The following is an 11,578-nucleotide window of genomic DNA, read 5'->3' as shown; positions in this document are numbered from 1 at the left end:
ACACCGTGCGCGACACCGCATCGATCCCCACCGTCAGCCCCGACCAGCGCGCCGGCGCCGCCCGCACGGGCGCCATCCGCACCCTGGGCGCCAACCCGGCCACCGCGCCGATCGTCCTGCACCCCGGTGACGCCATCTCCACCGCGCGGCGCGTTGTCTACATCATCCTGCTGGGCGCGCTCACCGCCCTCGGCCCCTTCACGATCGACCTGTATCTGCCGGCCTTCCCGGTGCTGCAGGAGGACTTCCACACGACGGCCGCCGCGATCCAGCTGACCCTCACCGGCACGATGATCGGGTTCGCGCTCGGCCAGCTCGTCGTCGGTCCCCTCAGCGACAAGGTCGGCCGTCGCGTGCCGCTGCTCGCCGTCACGGCGCTGCACGTGGTGGCCAGCGTCGCGGCCGCGCTCGCCCCGACGCTCGAGCTGCTGACCGTCGCTCGCGTCTTCATGGGTGTCGGCGCCGCGGCCGGCGGCGTCGTCGCCATGGCGATCGTGCGCGACCTGTTCGGCGGCCGGCGCCTCGTCGTCATGCTGAGCCGGCTCGCCCTCGTCTCCGGCGTCGCGCCCGTCGTCGCACCGCTCATCGGATCGGCCCTCCTCGCCGTCATGCCCTGGCGCGGGATCTTCGTCGTGCTCGCGATCTACGGCGTCGTCATGCTCATCTCCGCCATTGCCCTTGTCCCCGAGACCCTCCCGAAGGCGCGGCGGCAGGACAGCGGCGGCGCCACGGTGTTGCAGCGGTACAAGAGCGTGTTCAGCGACCGGGTGTTCATCGGCGTGCTCATCATCGGCGGCATGACCTTCTCCGGCCTCTTCTCCTACCTGTCCTCCTCGTCGTTCCTCTTCCAGGAGGGCTACGGCTTCGACGCGCAGCAGTACGGCCTGCTGTTCGCCGTCAACTCCCTCGGCGTCGTCCTCGGCGTGCAGACGGCGTCGCGGCTCGCGGCTCGCTTCGGTCCGCAGTGGGTGCTCGCCTGCTCCACCGCGGTGCTCGTGCTCGCGGCATCCGCCATCATGGCGACCGACGCGCTGCGGCTCGGGGTGTGGGGGACGATGGTGCCGCTGTTCGTCTTCATGACCGCGTGCGGGTTCACGTTCCCGTGCGTGCAGGTGCTCGCACTCGATCGCCACGGGAAGGCCGCCGGGACCGCGGCATCCGTCATCGGCGCCGTGAACTTCGGGGTCGCGGGCATCATCACCCCGCTCGTCGGCGCCCTGTCGGAGGGGGCCGGGATCACCGCTACGACGATGGCGATCGTCATGGCCGGCTGCGGCGTCGTCGCGGTGCTGTCGCTGTGGTTCGTCGTGCGCCCGCGGACCGTGGAGCGTCTCGCGCCCTGACGGGCACCCGCGGCGCGGGGTCGGCGCGGTGCGGACGCCGTCAGGCATGATGGGGCGATGCGCCCGCCGATCGACGACGACCTCCTCACGACACGCCTGCAGCGCCTCGTCATCGGGGTGGTGCTCATCGCCGCGACGGTCGGCCTCGGCATCCTCATCGCCCTCGAGGCCGACGTCGACGTCGACGACTGGTGGAACGGCTTCGTCTCGACCTTCGCGTTCCTGCAGCCGTTCTCCCTCGCGCTGAACTTCCTCGGCGGGGGGTGGTTCGCGACCTTCGTCGTGCCGCTGGGCGGCGCAGCGGTGATGCTGGCGCTGCGCCGTCCGTGGGGCGCCGTGTTCGTGCTGGCAGCCTCGGCGGGAAGCGCGCTGGTGGTGCAGGTGATCAAGGGGATGTTCGGTCGCGCGCGCCCGGAAGACATGATCGTCGTCTCCGATCACGGCTCGTTCCCCTCGGGGCACACCGCCAACGCCGCCACCATCGCGGCGATCGCCGTCGTGCTGTTCCCGCGGATCTGGGTGGCCGTGATCGGCGCTGCGTGGATCTTCGCGATGGCGTTCAGTCGCACGCAGGTGCACGCCCACTGGCTGAGCGACACGGTCGGGGGGACGTTGGCGGGGATCGGTGCGGCGCTCGTGGTGGCCGGCGCGTTCACCGTCGTGCTGGAGCAGGAACGGGCGCGGGCGGATGCCGGGGGCCGGCGCGTCGGGGCGCCGGCCGCCCCCGCGGCACGACAGGCGTGAACCGCGGCGGGGTCGCTCGCTAGGCTGACGCCATGAGCGCTCCCGATGACGCGGAACTGGCCCGACTGCAGGCCGAAGCCGAGGCGGCGGAAGCCGCACTGAAGCTCGCACAGGCCAAGGCGGCGCTCGCCGCGGCCCAGGCCGCGCGGGCGGCGGCGGATGGTTCGGCGGCGGATGCCGGTGGTGCGGCGGCGGCGGATGCCGATGCGGCCGATTCCGAGGAGAAAACGGATGCCGAGGACGATATCCCGGCATCCGCTCCTCGGAATCCGCCATCTCCTCGGAATGCGACGCCGGATGCCGAGGCGCCGGCATCCGCCGCCGGCTCGGCCGGACCGCTCGACGCGGACGAGATCGCGGCGGTGGTCGCCGGCTACACGTTCGAGGGGCAGACGCTCGATCTCGGCGCCCTCATGAACACCGAGCCGGTGCCAGCGGCGCAGATCCGCATCCCGCTCGCGATGATGAACCGGCACGGGCTCGTCGCCGGGGCGACCGGCACCGGCAAGACGCGTACGCTGCAGGGCCTCGCCGAGCAGCTCGTCGCGAAGGGCGTGCCCGTGTTCGCCGCCGACATGAAGGGCGACCTGTCGGGCGTCGCGACGCCGGGGGAGTCGAACGAGAAGCTCCTCGCCCGCACGCAGGCGATCGGCCAGGACTGGAAGCCCACGGCATCCGTCACGGAGTACTTCGCTCTCGGCGGCATCGGCAAGGGCGTGCCGGTGCGCGCGACCGTGTCGGGGTTCGGGCCGCTGCTGCTGAGCAAGGTGCTCGGGCTCAACGCGACGCAGGAGTCGAGCCTCGGACTGGTGTTCCACTACGCCGACGCCAACGGGCTCGCGCTCGTCGACCTGTCTGACCTCCGCGCCGTGCTCACCTACCTGACGAGCGATGAGGGGAAGGCGGAGCTGAAGACGCTCGGCGGGCTGTCCGCCGCGACGGCCGGGGTGATCCTGCGGGAGCTCATCACGTTCGCCGACGACGGGGCCGACGTGTTCTTCGGCGAGCCGGAGTTCGACGTCCGCGACTTCCTGCGCGTCGCGGCGGACGGACGGGGCGTGATCTCGCTGCTGGAAGTGCCCGGCATCGCCGACAAGCCCGCGCTGTTCTCGACCTTCCTCATGTACCTGCTCGCGGAGCTGTTCGAGATCCTCCCGGAGGTCGGCGACGCCGACAAGCCGAAGCTCGTGTTCTTCTTCGACGAGGCGCACCTGCTCTTCACGGACGCCTCGAAGGACTTCCTCGCGGCGATCACGCAGACGGTGCGCCTCATCCGCTCGAAGGGCGTCGGCGTGTTCTTCGTGACGCAGACGCCCAAGGACGTCCCCTCCGACGTGCTCGCGCAGCTGGGCTCGCGCGTGCAGCACGCGCTGCGCGCGTTCACCCCCGACGACGCCAAGGCGCTGCGCGCCACCGTCGGCACCTATCCGAAGAGCGGCTACGACCTGGAGCGGGTGCTGCAGGAACTCGGCACGGGCGAGGCGATCGTCACCGTCATGAGCGAGAAGGGGGCGCCCACGCCCGTCGCCTGGACGCGTCTGCGCGCGCCGCAGGGGCTCATGTCGCCGACGCCCGACCCCGATATCGAGCGGGCCGTGCACGCGTCGCCGCTGCTCGCGAAATACGGGACCGCGATCGACCGGGAATCGGCGCGCGAGATCCTCACGGCGAAGATGAACGCCGCCGCCGAAGCGGAGGCCGCCGAGGAGGCCGCTGCCGCCAAGGCCAAGGCGGATGCCGAGTACGCCACGCAGCAGGCCGCGATCGCCAAGGCCGACGCCGCCGCGGAGCGCGAACGGCAGAAGGAGTACGACCGCCTGATGAAGGCGTCCGGCGGCACGTCGCGCACGCGGACGACCCGCAAGGTCGAGAAGTCCCCCCTCGAGCAGGTACTCGGGTCGAAGGCGACGCAGACGATCCTGACCTCCGTCATCCGCGGCATGTTCGGGACCGGCCGGCGCTGACGCGCGGTGCCGGCTGGTGCCGGACGCGCCTCACGAAGACAGGAGATATCACCGAGCCAGGATGTGTGATCGCTGCCACGTCCTGCCTCGGCGAGATCTCCTGCGTCGGAGATGTCCTATCGCGGCGGGACGGGGGACGCAAGCCATTGCTCTGCGCCGCGAGAGCCGCTTACGCTCGCCGACATGACTGAGCTGTCGACGCCCACCGGCCGCGAAGCGGCGCTGCGCGCCGTCCCCCGATCCGACGGCAGCGCCCCGCGCGCGCTCGTCCTGGGGGCGACCGGATACATCGGCGGACGGCTCGTGCCGCGGCTCATCGCGGCGGGATATCGCGTCCGGGTGCTCGTCCGCGACCCCGCCCGTCTCGCGGCGTTCGCGTGGGGCGATGACGTCGAGGCCGTCGAAGGGTCGGCGACGGATGCCGGGGCGCTCGCCGCCGCGTGCGACGACGTCGACGTGCTGTACTACCTCATCCACTCGATGGGGCAGGGGCGGGGATTCGAGGAGGCCGACCTCGCCGCGGCGCACGCCGTCGCGCGGGCGGCGGCCGCGGCATCCGTCCGCCGCATCGTGTATCTCGGCGGTCTGCATCCGCGCACCGGCGACCTCAGCCCGCACCTGCGCTCGCGCGTCGCGGTGGGCGAGGTGTTCCTCGACAGCGGCGTGCCGACGCTCGTGCTGCAGGCGGGCGTCGTCATCGGGTCGGGGTCGGCGTCGTTCGAGATGATCCGCCACTTGACCGAGGTGCTGCCGTACATGCCCGCGCCGCGGTGGGTGCGCAACCGCATCCAGCCGATCGCGATCCGTGACGTGCTGCACTACCTGCTGGGCGCCGCGCGGGTGGATCCCTCGGTCAACCGCGCCGTCGACATCGGCGGTCCCGACGTGCTGCGCTACGGGCAGATGATGAACGGCTACGCGGTCGAGGCGGGTCTGCGGCAGCGGGCGATCGCCGCACTGCCGGTGCTGACACCCGGACTCGCGTCGCACTGGGTAAATCTCGTCACCCCCGTGCCGCGCGCGATCGCGCGGCCGCTCATCGCGTCGCTCGTGCACGAGTGCGTCATGGACGACCACGCCGTGGATGCGCTCATCCCGCCCCCGGCGGACGGCCTCACTCCTTACCGGCGGGCGGTCGCCCTCGCCCTCGGTCGCGTCGAGGCGGACACCGTGGAGACGAGCTGGCAGGATGCCGAGGTCACCGGCATTCCGTCGGATCCCCTCCCGAGCGACCCGGACTGGGCTGGCCGCACCGTGTACACGGATGTGCGGAGCGCCGCGACGACGGCGTCGCCGGAGCGGCTGTGGGCCGTCATCGCGGGGATCGGCGGCGAGAACGGCTGGTACTCCGCGCCGCTGCTGTGGGGGCTGCGCGGCTGGATGGACCGCGTCGTCGGTGGGGTGGGCCTCACGCGCGGACGCCGTAGCCGCGGCCGCGTCGCCGTCGGCGACGCGATCGACTTCTGGCGGGTGGAGCGGGTGGAACCGGGCCGGCTGCTGCGGCTGCGCGCCGAGATGCGCGTGCCGGGGCTCGCGTGGCTGGATCTGCAGTGCGAGCCGGAGGAGGACGACGGCGGCGCGAGGTACCGGCAGCGCGCGGTGTTCTTTCCGTCCGGGCTCGCCGGGCGCCTGTACTGGCTCGCGGTGCTGCCGTTCCACGGGTTCATCTTCCGCGGCATGGCGGCGCGGATCACGGCAGCCGCCGAGGCGGATGCCGCGGTGTCCGCCGTCGGTTCCGCTATCGAAATCGGCACGCGCGCCTGAAGGTCTCGACCGCGCGTGCTGATTTCAACAGCGCGTGCGGGTGTGCGCGCGGCCCCGGCCGCGGGTGAATAAACACGGCCTGACCGGCGGGGGTCTCCGCGCCGCGGGCTAGCGTTGTGGTATGGACACATCGTCCCGCGCCGGCGTGGCGTCCCGCGCCCGCCTGCTGCTGGTCCTCCCCGCCGCGGCGGCACTCGTGCTCGGACTCATCGCGGGGCTCCTGCTGCTCGGCCTGCCGCTGCCGATCCTCTCCGACCGGCTCGCCGACCTGCACGCGCCGCTGCTCGTCTTCGGGTTCGTCGGCACCCTCATCAGCCTCGAGCGTGCCGTCGCACTGCGCGCCGGCTGGGCGTATGCCGCGCCCGCGCTCCTCGCCATCGGTGCGATCGCCGCCGTCACGCCTGTGCCGCTCCCCGCCGCCCAGGCCGCGACGGTCGCGGGGCTCGCGGTGCACGTGCTGCAGTACCGGGCGATCTGGCGCCGCCAGCCCATGACGGCGACAGCGGTGCAGGCGCTCGGCGCGGCGGGCGGCCTTCTCGCCGCGGTCGCGTGGTGCGGCGGGGTGCCGCCTGCGCCTCTCGTCCCCTTGCTCGCCGCATTCCTCGTGCTCACGATCGCGGGGGAGCGGCTCGAGCTCGCGCGAATCGCGGCCCCCGGCATCCGTGCCGAACGCGTCCTCTTCGCCCTCGCGCTCGCCCTCGCCGGCGCGTGCCTGCTGTCGCTGACCGCCCCGGTCGTCGCCGTGCCCGTCGCGGGGTTCGTGCTGCTCCCCCGGTGGTCGCGCCGGGGCGGGCGCCCCGCCGCGGCGTAGCCTGGGCGGGTGAGCATCCCCGCCGCCGTCATCACCGTCTCCGACCGGTCGGCCGCCGGTGTGCGACCCGACACCAGCGGCCCCATCGCCGTCGCGCAACTGCGCGAGGGGGGGTTCGCGTGCGCGGAGGCGACCGTCGTCCCCGACGGGGCGGATGCCGTGGCCCAGGCGCTCCGCGACGCGATCGCCGTCGGCGCCCGCGTCGTCGTCACGACGGGCGGCACAGGACTGTCGCCGCGCGATGAGACCCCGGAGGGGACCGCACGCGTGATCGAGCGGGAGGTGCCGGGGATCGCGGAGGAGCTGCGTCGCCGCGGCCTCGCCGACACCCCGGCATCCCTCCTCTCGCGCGGCATCGCCGGCGTCGCCGGACGCGCCCTCATCGTCAACCTGCCCGGTTCGCCGCGCGCCGTCGCGACCGGCATGTCCGTCGTCGTGGCGGTCGCGGCGCACGTCGTCCACCAGCTCGAAGGGGCCGATCACGCATGACCATCGCCATCGCCCGCATCTCGGACGCGCCGCTCGACGCCGCCGCGCACCTCGCCGCCGTCGAGCAGCCGTGGGTCGGCGCCGTCACGAGCTTCATCGGCACCGTCCGCGCGCAGGACCCCGAGGCCGCAGGTCCCGTCGTGGCGCTCGAGTACTCCGCGCATCCGGATGCCGAGGCCACCCTGCACGACATCGCGATGAGCGCGATCGGCGACCGCCGTGCGATCGTCGCGGTCAGTCACCGCGTGGGGCGGCTCGCGGTGGGCGACGCCGCCGTCGTCATCGCCGTCGGCACGGCGCACCGAGGCGACGCGTTCACGATCTGCCGCGACGTCATCGAGGAGATCAAGCGGTCCTTGCCGGTGTGGAAGAAGCAGTGGACCGACGACGGCGAGGCCCTCTGGAAGGGCATCGGCGGCTGAGGGCGTCGGACGAGCGGTGAGACCCGGCGGGGCTCAGCCCCCGGCGAACGGGGGGAGCACGTCGACGACGGATGCCGCCCCCAGCGCCGTCTCGTCGTCGCTGCGACGGCCGTCCACGAGCACGGCGCAGCGGGGGAGGATCGCGCCGAGCGCGGGGTAGTCCGCCGCGAGTGTGCGGCGCAGCGCGCCGAGCGTCGCGTCGTCGCGCTGCTCGGTGGCGCGGCCGGCGAACTCCTCCGCCGCGGCGAAGTAGCGCACCTGCGTCATGGGCGGTCGTCCCAGCCCGCGGCAAGCTCGGTCACCGCCGCGACCGCCGCCCGGACGTCGTCGGGAGAGCCGCCCGCGCGACCCGCGACGAGCCCCGCTGCGAACGCGCTGAACGGCGCGGCGGGTCGCGCCACCCCGTTCGCGACGTCACGGGCGAGGTCGAGGATGAGCGCGATCGGCAGGTCGTCGTCGGCGAGGCCGAAGCGCTCGCGCAGCGCGGCGGCCCACGCGTCCAGGGCCTCGGGGGGAAGAGTGCGATCGCTCATGGCGTCTCCTTCGTGGGGGTGAGAAGCGCGGTTGGGACGGGCCGGGGGCGCGCACCGGCGCGCTCGGCATCGTGCCACGTGTCGATGTCGTCCGTCGCCGGCCCGGCGGCGATGAGCTCGAGCCGGAGCGGCCCGACGAGTGTCCGCACCGAGGCGTGCGTCCCGGCATCCGGCAGCGCCGCCGCCGCGCGGCGCAGTGCCGCGGTGCGGTACAGGGCCGTGAGCCACTGTGCGCGGCCGTCGCGGTCGCCGAGGCACCAGCCGTCGAGGTCGGCGGACGCCGCGGCGCGCGCGCCGGTCAGCGCCGCGACCGCGGCGGCGGGGTCGGCGAGGTTGCAGGCCAGAAGGAGCGTCCAGGCGGGTCCGGGCGCGTCCGGCCGTGCCGGCTGCTCCGGCAGCGCCGCGAGCGCGGCCACGATCGCGGCGGCGGGTCCCGTGAAGGGCGGGTCCTCGCGGACCCACGTGACGGCTCCGGCCACGTCACTGCGCGCGGGACCGGCGACGACGACCGGTTCGCATCCGGCGACGGCGTCGAGCGCGCGCTGGAGCAGGGAGCGGCCGTCGATCTCGAGCAGCGGCTTGTCGATGCCGCCCAGGCGCGTCGCGCGGCCCCCCGCGAGGAGGATCGCGCCCGTGCCTTTGCGCTCGGTCATTCCGGGCGCGTCCAATCGCCGCTCTTGCCGCCGGTCTTGCGGACGAGGCGCACGTTCTCGATGGCCGTCGCCTTGTCGAGGCCCTTCACCATGTCGACGATGGCGAGGCCCGCGACGGCGACGGCGGTGAGGGCCTCCATCTCGACGCCCGTGCGGTCGGCGGTGCGGACGGTCGCCTCGATCTCGACGCCGGTGTCGGTCACCTCGAGGTCGACGGTCGCGCCGTGCACGCCGATGACGTGGGCGAGCGGCAGCAGCTCGGGCGTGCGCTTGGCCGCCTGGATGCCGCTGATGCGGGCCACCGCCAGCACGTCGCCCTTCGGGGTCGTGCCGTCGCGCAGCGACGCGACGACATCCGGCGCGCAGCGGACGAACCCGCGGGCGGTCGCGGCGCGCACGGTCGGCTGCTTGTCGGTGACGTCCACCATGCGGGCGTGGCCGGCGGCATCCAGGTGGGTGAAGCTCATGGCATCCTCTCGGTCTTCAGTCCAGCAGCATGACGTCGACGGCGTCGCCTGCCGCGACCGCGTCGACCTCGGCGGGGACGACGGCGTACGCCTCCGCACTGCCGAGGCGCCCCGCGAGGTGCGAGCCACCGGCGGAGGCGGGGGTGACCCGCCACCCGGCGGGATCGGTGCGGTCGATCGTGACGGGCAGGTACTGGCGCCTGCCGGGCGGAGTGCGCCAGCCGACGGCGGCGGGCAGCCGCAGCACCGGCCGGTGCACCGACGTGCGGCCCTGCAGGGTGAGCAGGGCCGGGCGCACGAATGCTTCGAAGGAGACGGCCGCGCTGACCGGGTTGCCGGGCAGGCCGAACATCAGCGTCCGTTCCGCGACCCCGAAGCCCTGCGGCTTGCCGGGTTGCATCGCGACCTTCCCGAAGGTCATCTGGCCGACGGTCTGCCGCACGACCTCGTACGCGCCGGCGCTGACACCGCCGGTGAAGACGATCGCGTCGACGGCGCCCGCGCCCGCCGTGAGCTCGGCGACGAGCGCCGCCAGTTCGGGCCCGGTGTCGTCGACGCTCGCGCGGCGCATGATCTCGGACCCCGCGCCGGCGGCGAGGTGTGCCAGCAGGATGCCGTTGGACTCCGGGATCTGCCCGCGCTCGAGCGGCGCGCCCGCCGGCACGAGCTCGCTGCCGGTGGAGACGACCGCGACGCGCGGACGCGCGGCGACCTCGACCCGGTCGATGCCCGCCGCCGCCAGCGCGCCCAGCTGCAGCGGCCCCAGTCGCGTTCCGGCGGGCAGCACGACATCGCCCGCGCGCGTGTCCTCGCCGCGGCGGCGCACGTGCGCGCCCTCGGCTCTCGGCGCGGCCGTGACGACGATCTCGCCGAGCGAGTCGGCGAGCCCGCCCGCGGTGTCCTCGAACGGCACGATCGTGTCGGTCGCCGTGGGGACGGCGGACCCCGTCATGATCCGGATCGCCTGCCCCGGCGCGAGCGGCGGATCGGCCGGCGAGCCCGCGGGCAGGTCGGCCACGACCCGCAGCCGCCGCGGCGTGTCCCCGGCCGCCGCGACGTCGGCGTATCGGACGGCGAACCCGTCCATCGCGGAGTTGTCGAACGGCGGCAGATCGACGCGGGCGCGGGCGGGCGCGGCGAGCGTGCGCTCCGCGGCATCCGCCAGCGCCACCGTGACGGCCGGCAGCGGCACGACGACGGCGAGGATGCCGGCGAGATGCTCCTCGACCGTCGCCATCGCGCTCACGACCACGCCGCCAGTCCGCCCGCGAGCACGCGCGCGTCGACGCCGCGGGCGCGCAGCGTCTCGGCGGCCTGCAGTGCGCGGATCCCGTGCGCGCAGATGACGACGACGGGGCCGTCCGCCTCGAGCGCGGACGGATCGGCGAGGAACGTGCCGAGCGGGATCAGGACGGAGTCGCGGACGATCCCGGCATCCGTCTCCCACGGTTCGCGCACGTCGAGGAGCGTCGCCGCCTCGTCGGCCTGCGCCGCGAGCATCTCGGCCGCCGTGACGAGCGGGATCGGCTCCGGTGCGGCCGGCGCGGGGGCGGGGCCGGCGGGCGTCGGCGCGGCGGGGGATGCGGCGGCGGATGCCGAGTGCAGCGGCACGTCCGTCGTCCGCCCCTGCAAGGCGTCGATGAGCAGCACGCGGCCGAGGAGCGGTTCGCCGACACCGGTGATGAGCTTGACGGCCTCGGCGGCCAGGAGCGACCCGACCTGCATCGTCAGGGCGCCGAGCACCCCCACCGCCGCGCAGCTGGGGGCTTCGCCCGCCTGGTCCGGCGGGTGCAGATCGGCGAGCACGACGGGTTCGCGGCCGGCGGGGGGCCGCGACCAGAACACCGTCACCTGGGCGTGGAACTCCTGCACCACGCCCCACACGAGCGGCACGCCGAGCCGCTCGCAGGCGGCCGCGACGACCGCGCGGGTCGCAAAGGTGTCGGAGCCGTCGATGACGAGGTCGGCGCCCGAGAGGAGGGCGTCGGCGTTGCCGGCATACAGCCGCTCGCGCACGGCGCGGACGACCGTGTGCGGGCTGAGCTCGGCTGCGGCGCGAACGGCGGAGTCGACCTTCGGGGCGCCCACGTCGGCGAGACGGTGCAGCACCTGCCGCTGCAGGTTCGGCAGATCGACGGCGTCATCGTCGATGACGGTCAGGATGCCGACACCGGCGGCCGCGAGGGCGAGCACGGCCGGTGACCCGAGGCCCCCGGCGCCCACGATCGCGACGTGCGCCGCCGCCAGGCGGCGCTGGGATTCCTCGCCGAAACCGCGCAGCACGGCGTGCCGCTGCGTGCGCTCGCGCTCGTCCGCGGGGAGCGCGGCGACGGGCGCGACGAGCGGGGGCAGCGGCATGGGATCAGGGTAACCCTCCGGGTGTGCGGT

General features: G+C 74.2%; 13 protein-coding genes. 7 read left to right on the top strand and 6 right to left on the bottom strand.

From position 1 onward, the window contains the following. Positions 1–5: 5 nt before the first annotated feature. The 7 genes from ACPYN4_RS07940 to ACPYN4_RS07910 all read left to right on the top strand — a co-directional run bounded on the left by ACPYN4_RS07940 (position 6) and on the right by ACPYN4_RS07910 (position 7,537). A complete protein-coding gene (locus ACPYN4_RS07940) occupies positions 6–1,343 on the top strand; it encodes a multidrug effflux MFS transporter (RefSeq protein WP_424446063.1) in 1,338 nt (445 codons plus the stop codon). Positions 1,344–1,400: 57 nt separating this feature from the next. After that, positions 1,401–2,087 (top strand): phosphatase PAP2 family protein, encoded by a 687-nt coding sequence (locus tag ACPYN4_RS07935; RefSeq protein ID WP_424446062.1) that lies wholly within the window; start codon positions 1,401–1,403, stop codon positions 2,085–2,087. Between the two features lie 32 nt (positions 2,088–2,119). Further along, on the top strand, positions 2,120–4,051 hold the full coding sequence (locus ACPYN4_RS07930; protein ID WP_424446060.1) for a helicase HerA-like domain-containing protein: 1,932 nt from the start codon (positions 2,120–2,122) through the stop codon (positions 4,049–4,051). 183 nt (positions 4,052–4,234) lie between these two features. Further along, positions 4,235–5,815, top strand: coding sequence for an SDR family oxidoreductase (locus ACPYN4_RS07925; RefSeq protein WP_424446059.1), 1,581 nt, complete (start codon positions 4,235–4,237; stop codon positions 5,813–5,815). A gap of 121 nt (positions 5,816–5,936) precedes the next feature. Further along, the gene (locus tag ACPYN4_RS07920) at positions 5,937–6,626 is read left to right on the top strand and encodes a hypothetical protein (RefSeq protein ID WP_424446057.1); all 690 of its coding nucleotides are present in this window, start codon (positions 5,937–5,939) and stop codon (positions 6,624–6,626) included. Positions 6,627–6,635: 9 nt separating this feature from the next. Next, the gene (locus ACPYN4_RS07915; RefSeq protein WP_315551523.1) at positions 6,636–7,115 is read left to right on the top strand and encodes a MogA/MoaB family molybdenum cofactor biosynthesis protein; all 480 of its coding nucleotides are present in this window, start codon (positions 6,636–6,638) and stop codon (positions 7,113–7,115) included. Beyond that, positions 7,112–7,537, top strand: coding sequence for a molybdenum cofactor biosynthesis protein MoaE (locus tag ACPYN4_RS07910; RefSeq protein WP_287271813.1), 426 nt, complete (start codon positions 7,112–7,114; stop codon positions 7,535–7,537). Before ACPYN4_RS07915 ends, ACPYN4_RS07910 begins: the two co-directional genes overlap by 4 nt. A 33-nt stretch (positions 7,538–7,570) precedes the next feature. Here ACPYN4_RS07910 and ACPYN4_RS07905 read toward each other — a convergent pair whose 3' ends face one another. Genes ACPYN4_RS07905 through ACPYN4_RS07880 form a run of 6 tightly spaced genes read right to left on the bottom strand, consistent with a single transcriptional unit; the run spans position 7,571 to position 11,548 of the window. Then, a complete protein-coding gene (locus tag ACPYN4_RS07905) occupies positions 7,571–7,804 on the bottom strand; it encodes a MoaD/ThiS family protein (RefSeq protein WP_239279956.1) in 234 nt (77 codons plus the stop codon). Then, the gene (locus tag ACPYN4_RS07900) at positions 7,801–8,070 is read right to left on the bottom strand and encodes a DUF6457 domain-containing protein (RefSeq protein WP_312676162.1); all 270 of its coding nucleotides are present in this window, start codon (positions 8,068–8,070) and stop codon (positions 7,801–7,803) included. Before ACPYN4_RS07900 ends, ACPYN4_RS07905 begins: the two co-directional genes overlap by 4 nt. Beyond that, positions 8,067–8,723 (bottom strand): nucleotidyltransferase family protein, encoded by a 657-nt coding sequence (locus ACPYN4_RS07895; RefSeq protein WP_315551522.1) that lies wholly within the window; start codon positions 8,721–8,723, stop codon positions 8,067–8,069. Before ACPYN4_RS07895 ends, ACPYN4_RS07900 begins: the two co-directional genes overlap by 4 nt. Then, a complete protein-coding gene (gene moaC / locus ACPYN4_RS07890; RefSeq protein WP_281651909.1) occupies positions 8,720–9,190 on the bottom strand; it encodes a cyclic pyranopterin monophosphate synthase MoaC in 471 nt (156 codons plus the stop codon). The genes ACPYN4_RS07895 and moaC overlap by 4 nt, the downstream gene beginning before the upstream one ends. Before the next feature lie 16 nt (positions 9,191–9,206). Continuing rightward, positions 9,207–10,436 carry a gephyrin-like molybdotransferase Glp gene (glp, locus tag ACPYN4_RS07885; protein WP_424446183.1) on the bottom strand — a complete coding sequence of 410 codons (1,230 nt, stop codon included), beginning with the start codon at positions 10,434–10,436 and terminating at the stop codon, positions 9,207–9,209. Next, positions 10,433–11,548: a ThiF family adenylyltransferase gene (locus ACPYN4_RS07880; protein WP_315551521.1), complete on the bottom strand. Its 1,116-nt coding sequence runs from the start codon at positions 11,546–11,548 to the stop codon at positions 10,433–10,435. Before ACPYN4_RS07880 ends, glp begins: the two co-directional genes overlap by 4 nt. Positions 11,549–11,578: the final 30 nt, after the last annotated feature.

Origin of the sequence: Microbacterium sp. CH-015, from assembly GCF_049707015.1 — a bacterium.
Taxonomy (GTDB): Bacteria; Actinomycetota; Actinomycetes; order Actinomycetales; family Microbacteriaceae; genus Microbacterium; species Microbacterium aurum.
Note: the sequence above shows the minus strand (reverse complement) of the source record. Positions and strands in the feature narration are given on the sequence as shown.

Excerpts from the sequence above, each read along its gene's own strand:
- ACPYN4_RS07935 (WP_424446062.1), top strand. The coding sequence starts at position 1,401 with ATGCGCCCGCCGATCGACGACGACCTCCTCACGACACGCCTGCAGCGC.
- ACPYN4_RS07930 (WP_424446060.1), top strand. The coding sequence starts at position 2,120 with ATGAGCGCTCCCGATGACGCGGAACTGGCCCGACTGCAGGCCGAAGCC.
- ACPYN4_RS07925 (WP_424446059.1), top strand. The coding sequence starts at position 4,235 with ATGACTGAGCTGTCGACGCCCACCGGCCGCGAAGCGGCGCTGCGCGCC.
- ACPYN4_RS07920 (WP_424446057.1), top strand. The coding sequence starts at position 5,937 with ATGGACACATCGTCCCGCGCCGGCGTGGCGTCCCGCGCCCGCCTGCTG.
- ACPYN4_RS07910 (WP_287271813.1), top strand. The coding sequence starts at position 7,112 with ATGACCATCGCCATCGCCCGCATCTCGGACGCGCCGCTCGACGCCGCC.
- ACPYN4_RS07905 (WP_239279956.1), bottom strand. The coding sequence starts at position 7,804 with ATGACGCAGGTGCGCTACTTCGCCGCGGCGGAGGAGTTCGCCGGCCGC.
- ACPYN4_RS07900 (WP_312676162.1), bottom strand. The coding sequence starts at position 8,070 with ATGAGCGATCGCACTCTTCCCCCCGAGGCCCTGGACGCGTGGGCCGCC.
- ACPYN4_RS07895 (WP_315551522.1), bottom strand. The coding sequence starts at position 8,723 with ATGACCGAGCGCAAAGGCACGGGCGCGATCCTCCTCGCGGGGGGCCGC.
- moaC (WP_281651909.1), bottom strand. The coding sequence starts at position 9,190 with ATGAGCTTCACCCACCTGGATGCCGCCGGCCACGCCCGCATGGTGGAC.
- ACPYN4_RS07880 (WP_315551521.1), bottom strand. The coding sequence starts at position 11,548 with ATGCCGCTGCCCCCGCTCGTCGCGCCCGTCGCCGCGCTCCCCGCGGAC.